The organism is Actinophytocola sp., assembly GCF_036378875.1.
Lineage (GTDB): Bacteria > Actinomycetota > Actinomycetes > Mycobacteriales > Pseudonocardiaceae > Actinophytocola.
Map to the genome: position 1 here is coordinate 1 of NZ_DASUVO010000111.1, position 17659 is coordinate 17659.

The following is a 17659-nucleotide window of genomic DNA, read 5'->3' on the forward strand; positions in this document are numbered from 1 at the left end:
GTGGTCGGTGGAGTGCTTCGCGTCGCTGACGGCATGGTGCTGGTGGAGCCGCCGACGTCTGGCGGGTCCGAGGTGCACCCAGCCGCGACGAGGCACGCCGCGAGGGCGCACCAGATCCGCGCCCTCACTGGTCCTTCCCCTTGAGCCGTTTGTTGATCTCGCTCTCCTGCTCCGCTTCCTCCTGGGCGTAGCGCTTGCGCTCCGGTTCCACCTGCTGGGCGAACGGCCCGCCGGGCGGGTACTCCTCCGTGGCGAACGCCTCGTATCTGAAATCAGGGCTGCTCACGTCTGTGACAGGCGGCAATGGTTCCATCACCTTGAGATCTGACTCGTTCTCCACGGAGTGCGTCCAGTCGCCGCGTATCTTCGACGTGAGCTGGTTGAGGCTGCTTTGGAAGGTCTCGCGCAGGCCGATGCTCCGGTCGCGATAGGCGTCGATGACCGTGTCAACGCCCGTTCCCTCGATCGATTGATCACTGGCCGCCGTAATGCCTTCCACGAAGAACACGAGGCCGGCTGGCACAGCCGTGGCCGGATTCATTGCCATGAGAGCGAGCAGGAGTTCCTTGCCGATCGCCAATTTGAGCTTGTTGTCCCGGACCTGCTGCTGGTCGATCTCCTGGTTTGCCCAGCTGCGCACGGCGACTGCCAGGTCGTAGTAGTTCTGCCGCATGTGGTACGCCAACGCGTACAGCGAACCGAGTCCGTGCAGAGCGTTCAGCGTCGCCTGGTACTGGCTCACCGTGACGAAGGTTCGGATCCGACCCAGCTGATCCCGGAAGGCGTTCGCGGCCGCACCATGCCAACCGTTGAGCATATGCTCCGCCTCGTTCACCTTCACGATCACCTCGGCGTCCTCGCCGATCTCGAAGGCGGCTGTGCGGAGTCGGTCCCACTCTTCCTCGATCTTGTTCGGGTCGAGCGACAGCGAGACGTTGAGGTCGTCCTGCACCAGGCGGTCGATCTCCGCGCCGCGTCCGCCGGTATAGCCCGCCGCGTCCATCATCGCGTTCAGGGCGTCCTTCATGTCCGTGATCGCGTGGGTCACCTGGTCGTCGCTCTTACCGGGTTCGGAGACCCATGTCAGACCTGCCCGTCGACGCGCTTGTACACGTTGACGATGTCCCGCAGCGCCTCGGCGGTCTCCTCGACGACTCGCGCGATGTCCTTCTGCCGCCGCCCCACCGTCTCCTTGTAGAGCCCGAAGGCCTTCATCGCGCGGTCGGACGCGCTGTAGACGTTGGCCCCCTCGAAGTCGACCAGTGAGATCAGCGGACCGACCTGCTCACGGAGCATGGCCGCGGCGGCCGGCAGGGACTGTGTCGCTGCCATCTCCGCTTCAGCGAGATGGAGTGCGAAGCCGTCGTGCGGCGTCGGGTCAGGCACGGCAGTTACCCCCGGTTTGCATACGTGCGCTTACCGTTGCCGAACCAAGGTAGCCGAACGCGCTGATCCCTCGTGGGCGAATCGCGTCAGCTCTCGGCGACCAGCTTGTCCAGTGCTGACTGCAGGTCGGCGGGGTAGTTGCTCGTGAACTCGACCCAGCGGCCGTCGGCGGGGTGGTCGAAGCCGAGGCGGCGGGCGTGGAGCCACTGGCGGGTCATGCCGAGGCGCTTGGCGAGCACGGGATCAGCGCCGTAGGTGAGGTCGCCGACGCATGGGTGGCGCAGCGCGGCGAAATGGACGCGGATCTGGTGTGTGCGGCCGGTTTCCAGCCGGATGTCGACGAGTGACGCGGCGCGGAACGCTTCGAGCGTCTCGTAGTGCGTGACGCTCGGCCGGCCGCTCGCGACGACCGCGAACTTGTAGTCGTGCTTGGGATGCCGGTCGATGGGGGCGTCGATGGTGCCGGCCGACGGGTCGGGGTGGCCCTGCACCAGCGCGTGGTAGCCCTTCTCGACCGTCCGTTCCTTGAACGCGCGCTTGAGCACCGTGTACGCGTGTTCGCTCTTCGCGACCACCATGACGCCCGTGGTGCCGACGTCGAGCCGGTGCACGACGCCCTGTCGTTCGGCCGCGCCGGAGGTCGACACGCGTACGCCGGCCGCCGCCAGGCCGCCGATCACCGTTGGGCCCGTCCAGCCCGGGCTCGGGTGTGCCGCGACGCCGACCGGCTTGTCCACGACCACGACGTCGTCGTCCTCGTAGATCACCGCCAGGCCCGGGACCTCGATGGCAGGTACCTCGTCCAGCGGGCGGTCCGGGTCGGGCAGCGTGACCTCCAGCCACGCGCCCGCGGTGAGCTTGTCGGACTTACCGGCCGGGCGGCCGTCGAGGCTCACGTCACCGGACTCGGCCAGTGCCGCGACCGCGGTGCGGGACAGGCCCAGCAGCTTGGACAGGCCGGCGTCCACACGCATGCCGTCGAGCCCGTCGGGCACGGGCAGGGTTCGCTCAGTCACTTCTTCTCCGCCGTTCGCCTGCCGTCGTAGTCGCGACCCAGCAGCGCCATCAGCACGATCAGCGCGCCACCGCAGACGATTGCCGAGTCGGCCACGTTGAACACCGGGAACACCTCGCCGTTGGGGGCGAACGGCGACAGGAAGTCCACGACGTGGCCGTGCATCGCGCCGGGGGCGCGGAAGAACCGGTCGAGCAGGTTGCCGATCGCGCCGGCGAGCACCAGTGAGAGACCGATGGCCCAGCCGGTGGACCGCAGCTTGGGCATCACCCAGATGATGCCGATGACGACGGCGAGCGCGATGAGTGTGAGCACCCACGTCATGCCGGTGGCCATGCCGAACGCGGCGCCCGGGTTGCGCACGATCTGCAGGTAGAACAGGCCGCCGAGCACGCGGACCGGCGCCTCACCCTCCAGCGCGGACAGCGTCAGCTGCTTGGTGACCAGGTCGGCGACCAGCACGATGGGGGCGACGATCAGCACGAGCCACGCCCGCCGGGGCGGCAATATCTCCGTCGGCGGTCGCTCGATCTCGGTACTGGGCTCGTCGCTCACTCACTCATTGTCCACGAGCGGTCAGGAACGGTGGCAGCGGCCGAGGATCGTCGACCGGGGCGAACCTGCCGTCGACCAGTTCGTACCGCACGTCCGTGCCGTGGATGACCAGGTCACGCAGCGCGGTGAGCAGCCGGTCCACGTGTTCCGCCGTGCTCCCGAGACCGAGGCTCGCCCGCAGCGCACGCCCGCCGGTGAGCCGGTGCACCGCGATGTGCGCGCAGAACGCGCCGTCCCGCACGCCGATGCCGTGCTCCGCGGACAGGTAGGCGGCGACCAGGCCGGGGTCGTGGCCCTCGACGGTGAAGCTGACGACACCGACGCGTGGCGCGTCGTCGGAGAAGATCGACAGCTGCCGCACGCCGGGGATGCCCGCGAGGCCGGCGCGCAGCCGGTCGAGCAGCGCCTCCTCGTGCGCGATGATCGTGTCCCAGTGCTGGCCGAGCGTCTGGCAGGCCACCGCGAGGGCGTGTGCGCCGACCACGTTCGGCGAGCCCGCCTCGTGCCGCTCCGGACCGAGGTGCCATGACACGGCGCGCTCGGTGACCTGCCGGGTCGCGCCGCCGCCGACGAGGTACGGGTAGGCCGCCCGCAGCCAGTCCGCGCGGCCGACCAGCGCACCGGCCCCGAACGGGGCGTACAGCTTGTGCCCGGACAGCACGACGTAGTCGACGTCGAGCTCCCGCACGTCGACCGGGCGGTGCGGGGCGAGCTGTGCGGCGTCGAGGACGACGCGGGCGCCGTGCCGGCGAGCGACGGCGGCGAGGCGGGCGACCGGCCACAGCTCACCGGTGACGTTCGCGGCGCCGGTCACGACGACGAGCCGCGGACCCACCGGCGTCTTCGCGAGTGCCTCGTCGAGGTCGCGCTCGACCTGCGCGGTCGGGGTGACGCGGTGCACGTTCGGGCCGCGCCACGGCAGCAGCGCCGCGTGGTGGTCGGTGTCGAACACGATCACCGACGTGTTCGCGGGCAGGGCCCTGGCCAGCAGGTTCAGCGCGTCGGTCGTGTTGCGGGTGAAGATCACCTCGTCGGTGCGGCGGGCGCCGACGAACTCGCGGACCACGGTCCTGGCCTGCTCGTAGATCTTCGTGGAGACCTGTGAGGCGAACCCGGCGCCGCGGTGCACGCTCGCGTACCAGGGCAGCAGCTCGTTCACGGCGTCCTGGACCTCGTCCAGACATGGGGCGCTGGCGGCGTGGTCGAGGTTGGCGTACTGGACGCGACGGCCGTCGACCAGCGGCACGGTGAGCCGGCTGCCGGCCACCGACGGCAGGGGCCGTTTTGTCGAACTCGCGGGTCCAGTGTGTTGGACACGCGGGTCGGGAGTGTTGGACACGCGGGCGTGGGGGATCGCGAGCGTCATGACAGGGCGTCTCCTGGGTCGGGGACCCCGTGCTCATGAGGGTCCGCGCTTGCCAGCCCGCGCGTCGCGGGAGGCCTGGTCCTCACCCGGGGCACCCCACCGCGGTCGGAGGGTTGCCGGCCAGCAAGCCGGGGCTTCGCGCTGGCACTCGTGACCTTCGTGAAGAAAAGGTAGCTGATCGGACGGAAAACTGTCCAACGGATGTGACGCTTGCCAGACTGACGCCATGGCGGACTACGACCTTCTGGTGTTGGGCTCCGGACCGGGTGGGCAGAAGGCGGCGATCGCGGCCGCGAAGCTGGGCGCGTCGGTCGCGTTGATCGAGCGGCGCAACATGATCGGCGGTGTGTGCATCCAGACCGGCACGATCCCGTCGAAGACGCTGCGCGAGGCGGTGCTGTACCTGACCGGCATGTCCCAACGCGACCTGTACGGGCAGAGCTACCGGGTCAAGGAGGACATCACGATCGGGGACCTGACCGCGCGCACGTCGCACGTGGTCGGCCGCGAGGTGGACGTGATCCGCAGCCAGCTGTCCCGCAACGGGGTCGCGCTGCTGCCGGGCATGGGCAAGTTCCTCGACCCGCACACCGTGCAGGTGTCCGACGGCAGCGGGCAGGAACGCAAGGTCACGGCCGACAAGATCGTGATCGCGACCGGCACCCGGCCGGCCCGGCCGGACACCGTGGACTTCGACGAGCAGACGATCATCGACTCGGACAGCATCCTCGGCCTGGAGAAGATCCCGCGGACCATGATCGTGGTCGGTGCCGGCGTGATCGGCATCGAGTACGCGTCGATGTTCGCCGCGCTCGGCACCAAGGTGACCGTGATCGAGCAGCGGATGCGGATGCTGGACTTCTGCGACACCGAGGTGGTGGAGGCGCTCAAGTACCAGCTGCGGGACCTCGCGGTGACGTTCCGGTTCGGTGAGACGGTGACCGCGGTGGAGCGGTACGCCCGCGGCACGGTCACGACCCTGGCGAGCGGCAAGAAGATCCCCGCGGACACGGTGATGTACTCGGCGGGCCGCCAGGGCATGACCGACAACCTGAACCTCGAGGCCGCCGGGCTGACCGCGGACAAGCGCGGGCGGATCACGGTCGACTCGTCGTTCCGCACGTCGGTGGAGCACATCTACGCGGTCGGCGACGTGATCGGTTTTCCGGCGCTCGCGGCCACGTCGATGGAACAGGGCCGGCTGGCGGCGCACCACGCGTGCGGCGAGCCGGTGCACGAGATGCACGCGCTGCAGCCCATCGGCATCTACACGATCCCGGAGATCAGCTACATCGGCCGCACCGAGGACGAGCTGACCGAGCAACGGGTCCCGTTCGAGGTCGGCGTGTCCCGCTACCGGGAGCTGGCTCGCGGCCAGATCATCGGCGACTCGTACGGGGTGCTGAAACTGCTGGTGTCCCCTGAGGACCGGTCGCTGCTCGGCGTGCACGTGTTCGGCACCAACGCGACCGAGCTGGTCCACATCGGACAGGCGGTGATGGGCTGCGGCGGCACGATCGACTACCTGGTCGACACGGTCTTCAACTACCCGACACTGGCGGAGTCGTACAAGGTGGCCGCCCTGGACGCGACGAACAAGATGCGGCAGATAAGCATGCTGACGGACTGACGCTGTATAGGGTTTCCGTTCGTGGGGGAACGTTCACTCGCGATCCGGCGCGGACTCGCCGCCAATGCCGGCCTGCCCTTCGACGTCGTCCGTCCGCTGCTGCATACCGCCGACGCCTGGACGGCGCGGGCGCTCGCCGAACGCGAGGACCTCACGCCGGAAGCGGTCGAGGTCCTCGCCGTGCACCCGGATGTGCGGGTCAGGAAGGCACTCGCCATCGCGGGACACGCGGCGGCGCGCCTCGCCGGTGATCCGGAGCAGCAGGTCCGGCACGAACTGGCCGCCGCCCCGGTGCCGGAGGACGTGCTGTGGCGGCTCGCGCACGACGAGGACGAGGAGGTGCGGGCCAGGGTCGCCAGGCACAAGCCTCCGGAACACATCGTGCACGTCCTCGCCCGTGACGCCGCGAAATCAGTGCGGGCGGCGGTCGCGTTGAACAAGCCGTCCGAGCCCGTGCTGCGCCTGCTATTGGCCGATCCGCACCCTGATGTGCGCTACCACGCCACGGCGATGACGCCCCCGCCTCCCGACCTCCTCGACGCGCTTCTCGCCGACGCGACGACCAGAGCGGCCGCGGCGCTGTGGGCCACGCCGACGCCCGCGCTCGCCGAGGACCCGGACCCGACCGTGCGCCGGAGAGTGGCACGCAACCCCGTCACGCCGCTGCCGTTGTTGCTGAGGCTGGCCGAGGACCCGGTCTGGTTCGTCCGCGAGGACGTGATGCTGCATCCGGCCCTGCCGGACGACGTCCGCGCGCGTGTCGAGTCGACGGTCAAGGCGCAGCGGTACCACCTGGCCTCGTGGCTGCTCCAGGCTCGGGCGTCGTTGGCGGAGCGGCTGCGGCACGTCGACTCGCCGTTCGTCTACTTCCGGCGCGCCGTCGCGCACTCGACGGACCTCCCGCAGGACGCGATCGACCGCCTCGCCACGGACGAGGACTTCCGCGTCCGACTGGCCCTCGCCCGACAGAACAAGACGGTGCCGGGCGAGATGCTCGCCGCGCTCATTCCCGAGCTCGGGAAGGCGAAGTGGGCGCTGGCCAAACACCCGGCACTGCACGCGGACCCGTTCGCCACGTCGGCCGACTCGCAGCTGCGGATCTTCGCGGCGCTCAACCCGCGCCTGGCGCCACGCACCGCGCTCCTCCTGACCACCGACTCGAACCCCGCGGTACGACGCAAGGCGGCCGCCAACCCGGCCCTGCCGCTGGACGCCGTGCTGAAGTTGCTGGAGGACAACGACGACGAGGTCGTCACGGCCGCCGCGAGCAACCCGGCCCTGCCGGAGCACCTCGCCAACGAACTGCTCGCGACGGAGTAGCGCCCAGGCGCTAGACGTCAAAGCTCGACAGTTCCCACGGGTCGTGTGCGCTGAAGACCGTGACCTCGTCGCCGTGGGTGCGGACGAGTTCGCGGAGGCGGGCCTGTGTGCCGAGGCGGAGGTCGTGGTGGACCTCGGAGCCTTGTTGCACGATGTCGAGCACGGGGTGGGGTTCGGGCCGCTCGTCGAGTTCCCGGTGGTAGTAGTAGGCGTCGCCGCAGTGCAGGAGCCAGCGGGTGCCGTCGTGTACGGCCACGCCCGTGTGGCCCGCGGTGTGGCCGCCGAGAGGGATCAGCTGGATCTCCTGCGGGAGGCCTTTCGGCTGGACGGCGGTGAAGCCGAACCACTCCTGGTTCGGCTCGACCGGGTAGGGCCGCCAGTTGGGCTGGTGTGCCCAGTGGGCTGGGCGGTAGCGGAAGCTGGGCGCTTCGACGATCGCCGCGTCGAGTTCGGCGGCCAGGAGGTGCACCTCCGCCTGTGGGAAGTCGGGTAGACCGCCGCAGTGGTCGACGTCGAGGTGGGTCACGATCACGTGGCGGACGTCGTCGGGTGCGTGGCCGAGACCGGCGACCTGGCGGATCGCCGTTTCCTCCTCGTCGAGGGCCGGTTGCGCCATCCGCACCCAGTCGGCGCCGAGGGTCTCCGAGGGGTTGCGAACGTCGGCCAGGCCGAGGCCGGTCTCGACGAGGACCAGGCCGTCCGAGTCGGTCTCGATCAGCAGGCAGTGGTTGACCGCGGGTGCGGGTGCTGGGCCGTCGTAGGTGGCCTCGATCTGCCGGACGGAGCCGCAGTTGAGGTGGTGGATCTTCATGCGGGCTAGTCTCTGACTTGAAGCGTGGTTCAAGTCAAGGAGTTGTCGCGGTGCTGCTGGACATCGCCGAGGTGGCCGAGCGTTCCGGGTTGGCGCCGTCGGCGCTGCGGTTCTACGAGAAGCGGGGCCTGATCGCGCCCGCGGGGCGCAACGGGCTGCGCCGCACCTACCAGCCCGACGTGCTCGACCGTCTGGCGCTGATCACCTGTGCCCGTGGCGCCGGGTTCACGGTCGCCGAGATCGCGCGGTTCCTGCTCGCCACCCCAGACGACAGCGAGCTACGCGCGGGAATGGCCGACAAGGCACGGAAGCTGGAGGAGGACATCGACCGGCTCACCCGCATGCGCGACGGGTTGCGCCATGCGGCCACGTGCACGCACACCCTGCTCGTGGAGTGCCCGGACTTCAAGCAGATGTTCGCCCGGTCTACTTAGGATGGCCGGCGTGCTTCCGTTCCTGCTCGTCGCGGTGCCGCTGTGCGCGGAGGACGCCGGGCGGTGGGTCGAGCTGGTGATCAGCCTCGTGGCGGTCGGGTTGGCGTTCGCGGGCTTCTCGCGGTTCCCGGTCCTCGTCGTGGCGCTCGCGGTCGCCGGGGTGCTGGTGCCCGCGCTGGTGCTGGCGCCCACAGCGACCAACCCGGTGCGGGTGTGGCCGTACGTGGCGTGCGCGGTCGTCGCCTACCTGGCCGGGCGGCGCGTGCCGGTGCGGCCGGCGTTGGCCGCCTTCGGCGGGACGCTGGCCGCCGGGCTCCTCGCCGGAGTGCTGGCCGACGTGGTGGCGCGTGGCGGGTTCGGGCTGATCTTCGGGCTCTATGACTGGTTCCTCTCCGCGCTCGTCCTGCTCGTGGTCGCGGTCCTGCCGTGGCTTGCCGGGCGTTACCGCGGGCAGGGCGCCGAGATGGTCGCCGCCGGTATCGAGCGAGCCGCGTTGCTGGAACGCACGCGCATCGCGCGGGAGATGCACGACTCGCTCGGCCACGAGTGGGGGCTCATCGCGTTGCGGGCCGCCGCGTTGGAGGTGTCGCCGGCACTCGACGAGGACGCCAGGGCGCGGGTGGGCGAGCTGCGTGCCGGGGTCGCGACCGCCACCGAGCGCCTGCACGAGATCGTCCGGCTGCTCGGCGAGCCGGAGACCGACCTCGCCGGCCTCGTCGAGCACGCGCGGGCCGCCGGACAGCGCGTGGAGCTGGCAGGGGAAGCGCCGGCGCGGGTCGCGCGGACGGTGCTCCGCGTGGTGCGCGAAGGGCTCACCAACGCCGCCAGACACGCGCCGGGCACGCCGGTGACCGTCCGCGTGGAAACCGCCGGCGAACACACGACCGTGACCGTCGAGAACCCGTTGTCCGGCGGGGAATCGAGTCGTGGCAACGGCTCCGGGCTCGCCGGCCTGCGGGACGTGGTGGGACGCCTGGAGGCCGGCGCCGACGACGGCCGGTTCGTGCTCACCGCGACGGTCCCCCACGACCCGCCGGCCACCGGCCGCGCGCCGTCGCGGGTCTGGCGGCTGGTCCGGGTCCCGGCACTGGCCGCCGGTGTCACGGTGGTGCTCGGCGCCGGGTTGTACTTCGTCGCCGGGCTGGGCAACCGGCTCGACCCCGCCGTGTACCAGACACTCCACATCGGACAGCCACAGGAGGACGTCGAGCAGGTATTGCCCCGCTTCCAGATCCTCGGCGACCCCGAGCGAACACTGCCCGCGCCACCACCCGGCGCCGACTGCCGGCAGTACTGGGCAGAAGTCCAGACCGAGGACCGCCTGTTCTACCGGCTCTGCTTCGTCGACGGCCGGCTCGCGGTCAAGGAGACGGTCCCACGGTGATCCGGGTACTGCTCGCCGATGACGAGCCGCTCACCAGAGCCGGGATCCGTGCGGTTCTCGCCGCCGACCCGGAGTTCGAGGTCGTCGCGGAAGCGGAGAACGGCCGCGCAGCCGTCGAGCTGGCCGCCGCGCACCGGCCCGACGTGGCGCTGCTCGACATCATGATGCCCGTGCTCGACGGGCTCGCCGCCGCCGCGGAGATCACCCGCACTGTGCCGGCCACCGGTGTGCTGATCCTGACCACGTTCTCCGCCGCCGAGCACATCGCGGCCGCGCTCGGCGGCGGGGCCCGCGGTTTCCTGCTCAAGACCGGTGACCCGCGTGACCTGTTCGCCGGCATCCGCGCGGTCGCCGAAGGCGCGGCGTTCCTGTCGCCGACGGTCGCGCACCGGGTGATCCAGCAGGTCAGCGGTGACAGGCTGGCGAGTGCGGCGAGGGCGCGCCGGCTCGTCGACGAGCTGACGCCGCGCGAGCGGGAGGTGCTCGCGCTGGTCGGCGCCGGGCTGCCCAACGCGGAGATCGCGCGCCGGCTGCACGTCGTGGAGGGCACCGTGAAGGTGTTCGTCACCTCCATTCTGCGGCGCCTCGCCGTGGCGAACCGGGTCCAGGCGGCGATCATCGCGTACGAGGCCGGGCTCGTATGACTTTCGGCCAGTACGGCCGTTTCCGCACGACAGATGAGCGCTGGCCCGGCCGTGACGAGGCTGGCCGCATGAGGAAGAAACCGATGATCGCCGCCGGTTTGGCCGTCGCGGCGCTGGCCGTGGGGCTGGTGCCCGCGACCGCGAGCGAACCCGTTTCGCTCACGCTGCCGGGCCCGAGCGGCCCGTTCCCGGTGGGCACCACCGAGCTACACCTGGTCGACGAGCACCGGACCGACCCGTGGACGGGCCGGCCGAGGGAGCTGATGGTGTCGGTCTGGTACCCGTCGGCGCGGAACGGCGAGCGCGCCACACAGTTCCCGCCGGCGGTGGCCGCGTTCTACGACCAGAACGCGGGCGTACCGCCCGGCACGGCGGACTTCGGCGGCACGCTCACACATTCCCGGACCGATGCCACGCCGCTGCCGGGCCGTCGGCCGGTCGTCCTGTACTCGCCGGGCGGCGGCAACTCCCGGTTCCTCGGCACCACGCTGGTCGAGGACCTCGCAAGCCGCGGGTACGCCGTCGTCGGCATCGACCACACCCCGGTGAGCCCAGTCCAGTTCCCCGACCGGTACGAGCCGCCACAGCGGGGCGTTGACGCGGCGCAGGTCATGCGGGAACGCGTGCGGGACACCAGTTTCGTGCTCGACGAGCTGGCCGCGTACCCGTGGTTGGACCTCACGCGGGTCGGGATGTTCGGCCACTCGATGGGCGGGTTCACCACCGCAGAGGCCATGGTCACCGAGCACCTGAGCGGGCCGCCGGCGTCTGGACTGACGAGCACGGAGATCCCTGTGCGAGGTACGAGCCCAGGGATCTCCGCGCGCAGGAGGGAAGACGCCGGGAACAGGCCCGCGAACGCCGAGCGGAGCGAGGCCATGTCACAGATTGACGCCGGGGTGAACATGGACGGCAGTATGGACCCGCGCGCCGGGCAGGCCGCGACGGTCGGTGTCACGCGGCCGTTCCTGCTGATGGGCGGCGGACTCACCAGCGGGGCACCGCACAACCACGCGCACAGCTCCGACTGGGCGTCGTTCTGGGCGGCGTCCACCGGGTGGCGACGCGACGTGTACCTGCCGACGGCCGAACATGCGAGCTTCACCGACGCTCAGGTGATGCTGCCCCAGCTCGAAGGCGACTTCACGGCGGCGATCGGCACCATCGACCCACGGCGCGGCCTTGCCGCGCAACGGAAGTACCTCGCCGCGTTCTTCGACCTGCACCTGCGTGGCCGACCGACGACCGTGTTCGACCGGCCCGCGTACCCGGAGGTTGAGATCGTGCCTTAGTCCTCGGCGCCGGTCTCGCCGCGCCAGCGGGCGAAGCGGCCCGCTCGGTCGACCGCGCGGATGCGTTGCTCGGTCTCGGAGCGGGCCTGCTCGGTCGCGACGACGAGCAGCTGGTCCTTCTCCTGCATGCGGGTCGTTGGCGCGGGGGTGTGGCCAACGCCGTCGCGGACCAGCAGGCTGATCGTGGCGCCGGCCGGCAGGCGCAGCTCCCGCAGGTACACGCCGTGCATGCGGGAGCCGGCGGGCACGGTGAACGTCAACAGCACCGCGCCCAGCTCGTCCAGCGGGGCCGCGTCGACGGAGATCTCGCGGGCCCCGCCGGGTTTCGCCAGGCCGAGGACCTTCGCGAAGAGCGGCAGCGTACTGCCCTGCACGATCGTCAGCACGATGACCAACACGAACACCGCGTCGACGAGCTGCTCGGCGTCCGGCACGCCCTCGGTGATCGGGATCATCGCCAGCACGATCGGGACCGCGCCGCGCAGGCCGGCCCACGACAGGAACGCCTGCTCGCGCCACGGCATGCGGAACGGCGTCAGGGACACGGCGACGGAGATGGGCCGGGCCAGGAACGTCACGACGATGCCGGCGACCAGGCCGGGCACCACCGCGTCCAGCAACCGGTTCGGCGACATGAACAGGCCAAGCAGAACGAACAGGCCGATCTGCGACAGCCAGCCGAGCCCCTCGGCGAACGACAGGGTGTCGTTGCGGTGCGGCAGTTTCGAGTTGCCGAGCACGAGCGAGGCGACGTAGGCGGCGAGGAGCCCGGACGCGTGCGCGAACGAGCCTGCCGAGAACGCGAGCACGGACACCGCGACTGTCGCGAGTGGATAGAGGCCGGTGGCCGGCAGAGCGGAGCGGCGCAGGGCGTACACGCCGAACCACCCGAAGGTGAGCCCGATGAGCGCGCCGACGACCAGTTCGTAGACCGCGATGAACGGGTCGAGCCAGGTGGCCGCGCTGCCGGAGGCCAGGAGCACGACGACGAGGTAGGCGGCCGCGTCGTTCATGCCGGACTCGAGCTCCAGGGCGCCGACGAGCCGGCGGCTCACGGAGACGTTGCGCAGCACGCTGAACACGGCGGCCGCGTCCGTCGAGGCGAGCACCGCGCCCCACAGGAACGCGATGCGCCAGTCGAAGTCGAAGATCAGGTGCAGGACGGCCCCGGTCACCACGATGCTCACCGCAACGGCCACAGTGGACAGCACGACGCCGGGCCACAGCGACTTCCTGACCTCCGTCCAGCGGGTGGTGAGCCCACCCTCGGTGAGGATCAGCACGAGCGCCGCGAGGCCGAGGGACTCGGTGAGCTGGGCGTTCTCGAACTCGATGCCGAACCCGGACTCACCGAGCAGGACACCGATCGCGAGGTAGAGCAGCAGCGACGGGAAGCCGAGGCGCACCGACACCCGCACCGCGACCACCGAGACGATCAGGACCGCGGCGACGGCCCCGAGCACCACCGCAAGCTCCTGGGCCACACCTTCCTCCCGTCCTCGTGATCTCTCGGAAATCCCGGAGACCGAACCTATCGTGTGTGGACGACCGCCCGCCGACCACCGGAAGTGTCGGTACCCCGTGGGACGATGGAACCGGGGGCCGGAGGCCAGGGGGTGTTGGTGACACGGTTCGGGGTACGGGTCAAGCCCGGTGCCAAGCGAGAGGCGGTCGGAGGCAGCCACGGTGGCGCGTTGGTCGTCGCGGTGACGGCGCCCGCCATCGAGGGCAAGGCGAACGAGGCCGTCCGCAAGGCGCTCGCGAAGGCCTTCGGGGTCCGCAAGCAGGACGTCACGATCGTGACCGGCGAGCGTGGTCGGGACAAGATCGTCGAGGTGCCCGAGGCGGCCGCACGCCTCCAGGAGTTGCTCAGCTCGCCCTGATTTCCTATCGCGGCAACCAAAACGGCTGCGCGGACGTCTTTGTAAGTAGCGCCGGCACTCAATCAAAAAATACATAGCTGTATCCGATACAGGGGTGTATCCTTTGAGCATGGGGCAGTCAGCCGAGCCGACCGAGACGTCTGCCGAGCGCCCGCTTTCTCGTAAACGCAGGCAGACCCAGACGCGTCTGCTCGACGCCGCGCTCGACGCGTTCGCGGAGCGCGGCTTCCAGGGCACCTCGGTGGAGGAGATCTGCGAACGGGCCGGCTTCAGCCGGGGCGCGTTCTACAGCAACTACTCCTCGAAGACCGAGCTGTTCATCGCGCTCTACCACCGCCAGTCGGAGACGATCCTGGGCGCGCTGGCCAAACGCGCCTCGCCGTCCGGCCAGCCGGTGCCCCACGACCTCGAGACGGTGGTGCGGCAGATACTGGCGGCCGTCCCCCACGACCGGCGCTGGTACCTCATCAACACCGAGTTCGCCCTCCACGCCGTCCGGAACCCGTCGGCCGCGGCGACCTTCGCGGCGGCCCGTGGCCGGGTGCGGACGATCTTCGCCGAAAGCCTCACCGAGGTCCTCGGCCGGATGGATCTGGAGTTGACCGTTCCGGCCGAGGACCTGGCGCGCTGGCTGTGGGCGATGAGCGAGGGCGGCACCGCCCAGTCCTATATGGAGCCCCAGCGGCTGGCGCCGAACGACCTCATCATGCAGGTGGCGCCGCTGCTGCTCGGTGCCGTCACGAAACCTTCGTGACCGCCACCGTCACGTCGACGCCGTCGCCGACCGTGCCGGTGAAGCCTTCCGCCGGGCCGTAGATCACCTCGTTCGCGAGGGTTTCGCCGGCCAGGAACGCCTCGTGCGGCCGTACGGCGGCCACCACCGTGTCCGGGGCCTGGATGGTCACGGTGATGCGGTCGGCCACGTCCAGGTTCGCCTCGCGGCGGGCCTGTTGCACCACGCGGACCAGGTCGCGGGCGACGCCCTCGGCCTCCAGCTCCGGCGTGGTCGTCGTGTCCAGCACCACCAGGCCCGACGACGCGGGCAGCTCGGCGGCCGCGCCGGTGTCGGTCGCGACGAGCCTGCGCTGGTACTCGCCCGGCAGCAGCTCGATACCCGCCGCCACGACGGTGTCGCCCGACATCGTCCACTCGCCGGCCTTCACCGCGCGGATCACCTTCTGCGTGTCGGCACCCAGCCGAGGGCCGCAGGCCCGTGCGTTCACGACCAGCTCGAAGTGACCGTGCGCGGCGACATCCGTGGTCAGCGTGACCTGCTTGACGTTCACCTCGTCCGCGATGAGGTCGGTGAACGACGCCAGCGAGTCCGCGTCCGGGGCCGCCACCACCAGCGACGCCAGCGGCAACCGGACCCGCAGCTTGTTCGACTTGCGCAGCGCCAGCGCGGCCGAGCACACCTGCCTGACCCGGTCCATCGCGGTCACCAGTGCGGGATCGGCCGGCAGCAGCGAGTCGGCCGGCCAGTCTGCCAAATGGACCGACCGTGAGCCGGTCAGCCCGCGCCACACCGCCTCCGCGGTCAACGGCAGCAGCGGTGCCACGACCCGCGACACGACCTCCAGCACGGTGTGCAGCGTGTCGATCGCGTCCTTGTCACCGTCCCAGAACCGGTCCCGCGAACGGCGCACGTACCAGTTGGTCAGCGCCTCCAGGTACTCCCGCACCCCCGCGCACGCCCCGGACAGGTCGTACACGTCCAGGGCGGCACGGGTGTCGACGACCAGTTCCTGCGTCTTGGCCAGCACGTACCGGTCGAGCACGTGCGGCGAGTCCGTCCGCCACGTGCCCTCGACGCCCTCCGCGTTCGCGTACAGCGCCAGGAAGTACCACGTGTTCCACAGCGGCAGCACGGCCTGGCGCACGGCATCGCGGATGCCGCGCTCGGTCACCACCAGGTCACCGCCCCGCAGGATCGGCGACGCCATCAGGAACCAGCGCATGGCGTCCGAGCCGTCACGCGAGAACACCTCGTTGACGTCCGGGTAGTTCTTGCGCGACTTGGACATCTTCTGCCCGTCGTCGCCCAGCACGATCCCGTGCGCAACGCAGTTGCGGAACGCCGGGCGGTCGAACAGCGCCGTGGCCAGCACGTGCATGGTGTAGAACCAGCCGCGGGTCTGGCCGTTGTACTCGACGATGAAGTCGCCCGGGTAGTGGTGCTCGAACCACTCGCGGTTCTCGAACGGGTAGTGCACCTGCGCGTACGGCATGGAGCCCGACTCGAACCAGCAGTCCAGCACCTCGGAGGTCCGGCGCATGGTCGACTTCCCGGTCGGGTCGTCCGGGTTGGGCCGGGTCAGCTCGTCGATGAACGGCCGGTGCAGGTCGGTCGGACGCACGCCGAAGTCGCGCTCGATGTCGTCGAGCGAGCCGTAGACGTCGACACGCGGGTACTGAGGGTCGTCCGACTTCCACACCGGGATCGGTGAGCCCCAGAACCGGTTGCGGGAGATCGACCAGTCGCGGGCGTTCTCCAGCCACTTGCCGAACTGGCCGTCGCGCACGTGCCCCGGCACCCAGTTGATCTGCTGGTTCAGCTCGACCATCCGGTCGCGGAACTTGGTCACCGCGACGAACCAGGACGTCACCGCGCGCTGGATCAGCGGGTTGCCGCAGCGCCAGCAGTGCGGGTAGGCGTGGTCGTAGGTCTCGTGCCGCAGCAGCTTCCCGGCCGCCTTGAGGTCCTTGATGATCTGGCCGTTGGCCTCGTTGAGCACGTGCATGCCCTCGTACGGGGGCACGGAGGCGTCGAACTGGCCGTGCGCGTCGACCGGCGTGACCGGCGCGATGCCGGCGGCGTCGGTGACGACCTTGTCCTCTTCACCGTAGGCGGGGGCGATGTGCACGATGCCCGTGCCGTCCTCGGTGGTGACGTAGTCGGCGGACAGGATCTGGTGCGCGTTCTCGGCGCCTGCGAAGAAGTCGAACGGCGGCGCGTACTTGCGGCCGAGGAGGTCACTGCCCTTGTAGCGGGCCACGACCGGCGGGTCCTCCCCCAGCTCGCGCGCGTACGCGGCGACCCGGGCCTCCGCCAGCAGGTACTTCTCGCCGTTCGCCTCGACGGTGACGTAGTCGACCTCGGGGTTGACGGCCATCGCGAGGTTCGACGGCAGCGTCCACGGGGTCGTGGTCCAGATGAGGGCCAGCTCGCCGGTCTCGAGCCGCAGGCCGACCGTCACGGCCGGGTCCTGCCGGTCGAGGTAGACGTCGTCCATCTTGGTCTCGGTGTTGGACAGCGGCGTCTCGCAGCGCCAGCAGTACCAGAGGACCCGGTGGCCTTCGTAGATCAAGCCCTTGTCCCACAAGGACTTGAACGCCCACATGACGCTTTCCATGAAGTCGAGATCGAGCGTCTTGTAGTCGTTGTCGAAGTCGACCCAGCGGGCCTGGCGGGTCACGTAGTCGCGCCACTGGTCGGTGTACTGGAGCACCGAGGTGCGGCAGGCGTCGTTGAACTCGGCGACGCCCATCGCCTCGATCTCGTCCTTGGTCTTGATCCCCAGCTGCTGCTCGGCCTCGAACTCGGCCGGCAGGCCGTGGCAGTCCCAGCCGAACCGGCGCTCGACGTGCTTGCCGCGCATCGTCTGGTAGCGCGGCACGACGTCCTTGACGTAGCCGGTCAGCAGGTGGCCGTAGTGCGGCAGGCCGTTGGCGAACGGCGGGCCGTCGTAGAAGACGAACTCGTTGTCGCCGTTCTCCCCCGCGTCCCGCTGCTCGATGCTCGCCTGGAAGGTGTCGTCGTCGGCCCAGTAGGCCAGGACCGCCTCCTCGATCTGCGGGAACGACGGGCTCGACGGGACACCGGCCGGCTGGTCGGGGTCGCCGGTGTGGGAGACCTGGGGGTAGGCCATGGGGTTCGCTCCTGTGATCGGTGGTCGAGCTTGTCGAGATCACAGGGACGACTCTCGCCGCGGTACCACC

The 17659-nt window shown here is 70.3% G+C and carries 16 protein-coding genes and 1 riboswitch; of the genes, 8 read left to right on the top strand and 8 right to left on the bottom strand.

What is annotated here, in order from left to right:
• Nucleotides 1–124 precede the first annotated feature (124 nt).
• The 5 genes from VF106_RS33105 to VF106_RS33125 all read right to left on the bottom strand — a co-directional run bounded on the left by VF106_RS33105 (nucleotide 125) and on the right by VF106_RS33125 (nucleotide 4322).
• Nucleotides 125–1027 carry a hypothetical protein gene (locus tag VF106_RS33105; protein ID WP_330843849.1) on the bottom strand — a complete coding sequence of 301 codons (903 nt, stop codon included), beginning with the start codon at nucleotides 1025–1027 and terminating at the stop codon, nucleotides 125–127.
• Nucleotides 1028–1083: 56 nt separating this feature from the next.
• Nucleotides 1084–1386, bottom strand: coding sequence for a hypothetical protein (locus VF106_RS33110; RefSeq protein WP_330843850.1), 303 nt, complete (start codon nucleotides 1384–1386; stop codon nucleotides 1084–1086).
• 86 nt (nucleotides 1387–1472) lie between these two features.
• Nucleotides 1473–2402 (bottom strand): RluA family pseudouridine synthase, encoded by a 930-nt coding sequence (locus VF106_RS33115; RefSeq protein ID WP_330843851.1) that lies wholly within the window; start codon nucleotides 2400–2402, stop codon nucleotides 1473–1475.
• Entirely contained in the window at nucleotides 2399–2956 is a 558-nt protein-coding gene (gene lspA, locus VF106_RS33120; RefSeq protein ID WP_330843852.1) for a signal peptidase II, read from the bottom strand. Before lspA ends, VF106_RS33115 begins: the two co-directional genes overlap by 4 nt.
• 4 nt (nucleotides 2957–2960) lie before the next feature.
• Complete coding sequence (locus tag VF106_RS33125) at nucleotides 2961–4322, bottom strand: aminotransferase class V-fold PLP-dependent enzyme (protein ID WP_330843853.1); 1362 nt, start codon at nucleotides 4320–4322, stop codon at nucleotides 2961–2963.
• Nucleotides 4323–4362: 40 nt separating this feature from the next.
• A riboswitch (SAM riboswitch) is annotated at nucleotides 4363–4478 on the bottom strand.
• Between the two features lie 70 nt (nucleotides 4479–4548).
• Between VF106_RS33125 and sthA the strand changes: the two genes are divergently transcribed.
• Complete coding sequence (gene sthA, locus VF106_RS33130) at nucleotides 4549–5952, top strand: Si-specific NAD(P)(+) transhydrogenase (RefSeq protein WP_330843854.1); 1404 nt, start codon at nucleotides 4549–4551, stop codon at nucleotides 5950–5952.
• A gap of 21 nt (nucleotides 5953–5973) precedes the next feature.
• The gene (locus tag VF106_RS33135) at nucleotides 5974–7272 is read left to right on the top strand and encodes a hypothetical protein (RefSeq protein WP_330843855.1); all 1299 of its coding nucleotides are present in this window, start codon (nucleotides 5974–5976) and stop codon (nucleotides 7270–7272) included.
• A 10-nt stretch (nucleotides 7273–7282) separates the two neighbouring features.
• Here the strand turns inward: VF106_RS33135 and VF106_RS33140 are convergent, their stop codons facing one another.
• Nucleotides 7283–8083, bottom strand: coding sequence for an MBL fold metallo-hydrolase (locus tag VF106_RS33140; protein WP_330843856.1), 801 nt, complete (start codon nucleotides 8081–8083; stop codon nucleotides 7283–7285).
• 50 nt (nucleotides 8084–8133) lie between these two features.
• Here VF106_RS33140 and VF106_RS33145 point away from each other — a divergent pair, with 50 nt between their 5' ends.
• From VF106_RS33145 to VF106_RS33160, 4 genes are all read left to right on the top strand, one after another.
• Nucleotides 8134–8517 carry a MerR family transcriptional regulator gene (locus VF106_RS33145; protein ID WP_330843857.1) on the top strand — a complete coding sequence of 128 codons (384 nt, stop codon included), beginning with the start codon at nucleotides 8134–8136 and terminating at the stop codon, nucleotides 8515–8517.
• Nucleotides 8518–8527: 10 nt separating this feature from the next.
• On the top strand, nucleotides 8528–9901 hold the full coding sequence (locus VF106_RS33150) for a sensor histidine kinase (protein WP_330843858.1): 1374 nt from the start codon (nucleotides 8528–8530) through the stop codon (nucleotides 9899–9901).
• A complete protein-coding gene (locus VF106_RS33155; protein WP_330843859.1) occupies nucleotides 9898–10545 on the top strand; it encodes a response regulator in 648 nt (215 codons plus the stop codon). Before VF106_RS33150 ends, VF106_RS33155 begins: the two co-directional genes overlap by 4 nt.
• Nucleotides 10546–10613: 68 nt before the next feature.
• A complete protein-coding gene (locus VF106_RS33160) occupies nucleotides 10614–11837 on the top strand; it encodes an alpha/beta hydrolase family protein (protein WP_330843860.1) in 1224 nt (407 codons plus the stop codon).
• Here the strand turns inward: VF106_RS33160 and VF106_RS33165 are convergent.
• Entirely contained in the window at nucleotides 11834–13321 is a 1488-nt protein-coding gene (locus VF106_RS33165; RefSeq protein WP_330843861.1) for a potassium/proton antiporter, read from the bottom strand. The genes VF106_RS33160 and VF106_RS33165 overlap by 4 nt on opposite strands.
• Nucleotides 13322–13459: 138 nt before the next feature.
• On the opposite strand from VF106_RS33165, the gene VF106_RS33170 reads away from it, so the two are divergent.
• The gene (locus VF106_RS33170; RefSeq protein ID WP_330843862.1) at nucleotides 13460–13720 is read left to right on the top strand and encodes a DUF167 domain-containing protein; all 261 of its coding nucleotides are present in this window, start codon (nucleotides 13460–13462) and stop codon (nucleotides 13718–13720) included.
• 109 nt (nucleotides 13721–13829) lie between these two features.
• Entirely contained in the window at nucleotides 13830–14474 is a 645-nt protein-coding gene (locus VF106_RS33175; RefSeq protein ID WP_330843863.1) for a TetR/AcrR family transcriptional regulator, read from the top strand.
• On the opposite strand, the gene ileS is transcribed toward VF106_RS33175, so the two are convergent.
• Entirely contained in the window at nucleotides 14458–17589 is a 3132-nt protein-coding gene (gene ileS, locus VF106_RS33180; protein ID WP_330843864.1) for an isoleucine--tRNA ligase, read from the bottom strand. The genes VF106_RS33175 and ileS overlap by 17 nt on opposite strands.
• Between the last annotated feature and the right edge of the window lie 70 nt (nucleotides 17590–17659).

Coding starts and splice junctions, on each gene's coding strand:
- VF106_RS33175 (WP_330843863.1), top strand. CDS start 13,830: ATGGGGCAGTCAGCCGAGCCGACCGAGACGTCTGCCGAGCGCCCGCTT.
- VF106_RS33105 (WP_330843849.1), bottom strand. CDS start 1,027: ATGAAGGACGCCCTGAACGCGATGATGGACGCGGCGGGCTATACCGGC.
- ileS (WP_330843864.1), bottom strand. CDS start 17,589: ATGGCCTACCCCCAGGTCTCCCACACCGGCGACCCCGACCAGCCGGCC.
- sthA (WP_330843854.1), top strand. CDS start 4,549: ATGGCGGACTACGACCTTCTGGTGTTGGGCTCCGGACCGGGTGGGCAG.
- VF106_RS33160 (WP_330843860.1), top strand. CDS start 10,614: ATGAGGAAGAAACCGATGATCGCCGCCGGTTTGGCCGTCGCGGCGCTG.
- VF106_RS33125 (WP_330843853.1), bottom strand. CDS start 4,322: ATGACGCTCGCGATCCCCCACGCCCGCGTGTCCAACACTCCCGACCCG.
- VF106_RS33140 (WP_330843856.1), bottom strand. CDS start 8,083: ATGAAGATCCACCACCTCAACTGCGGCTCCGTCCGGCAGATCGAGGCC.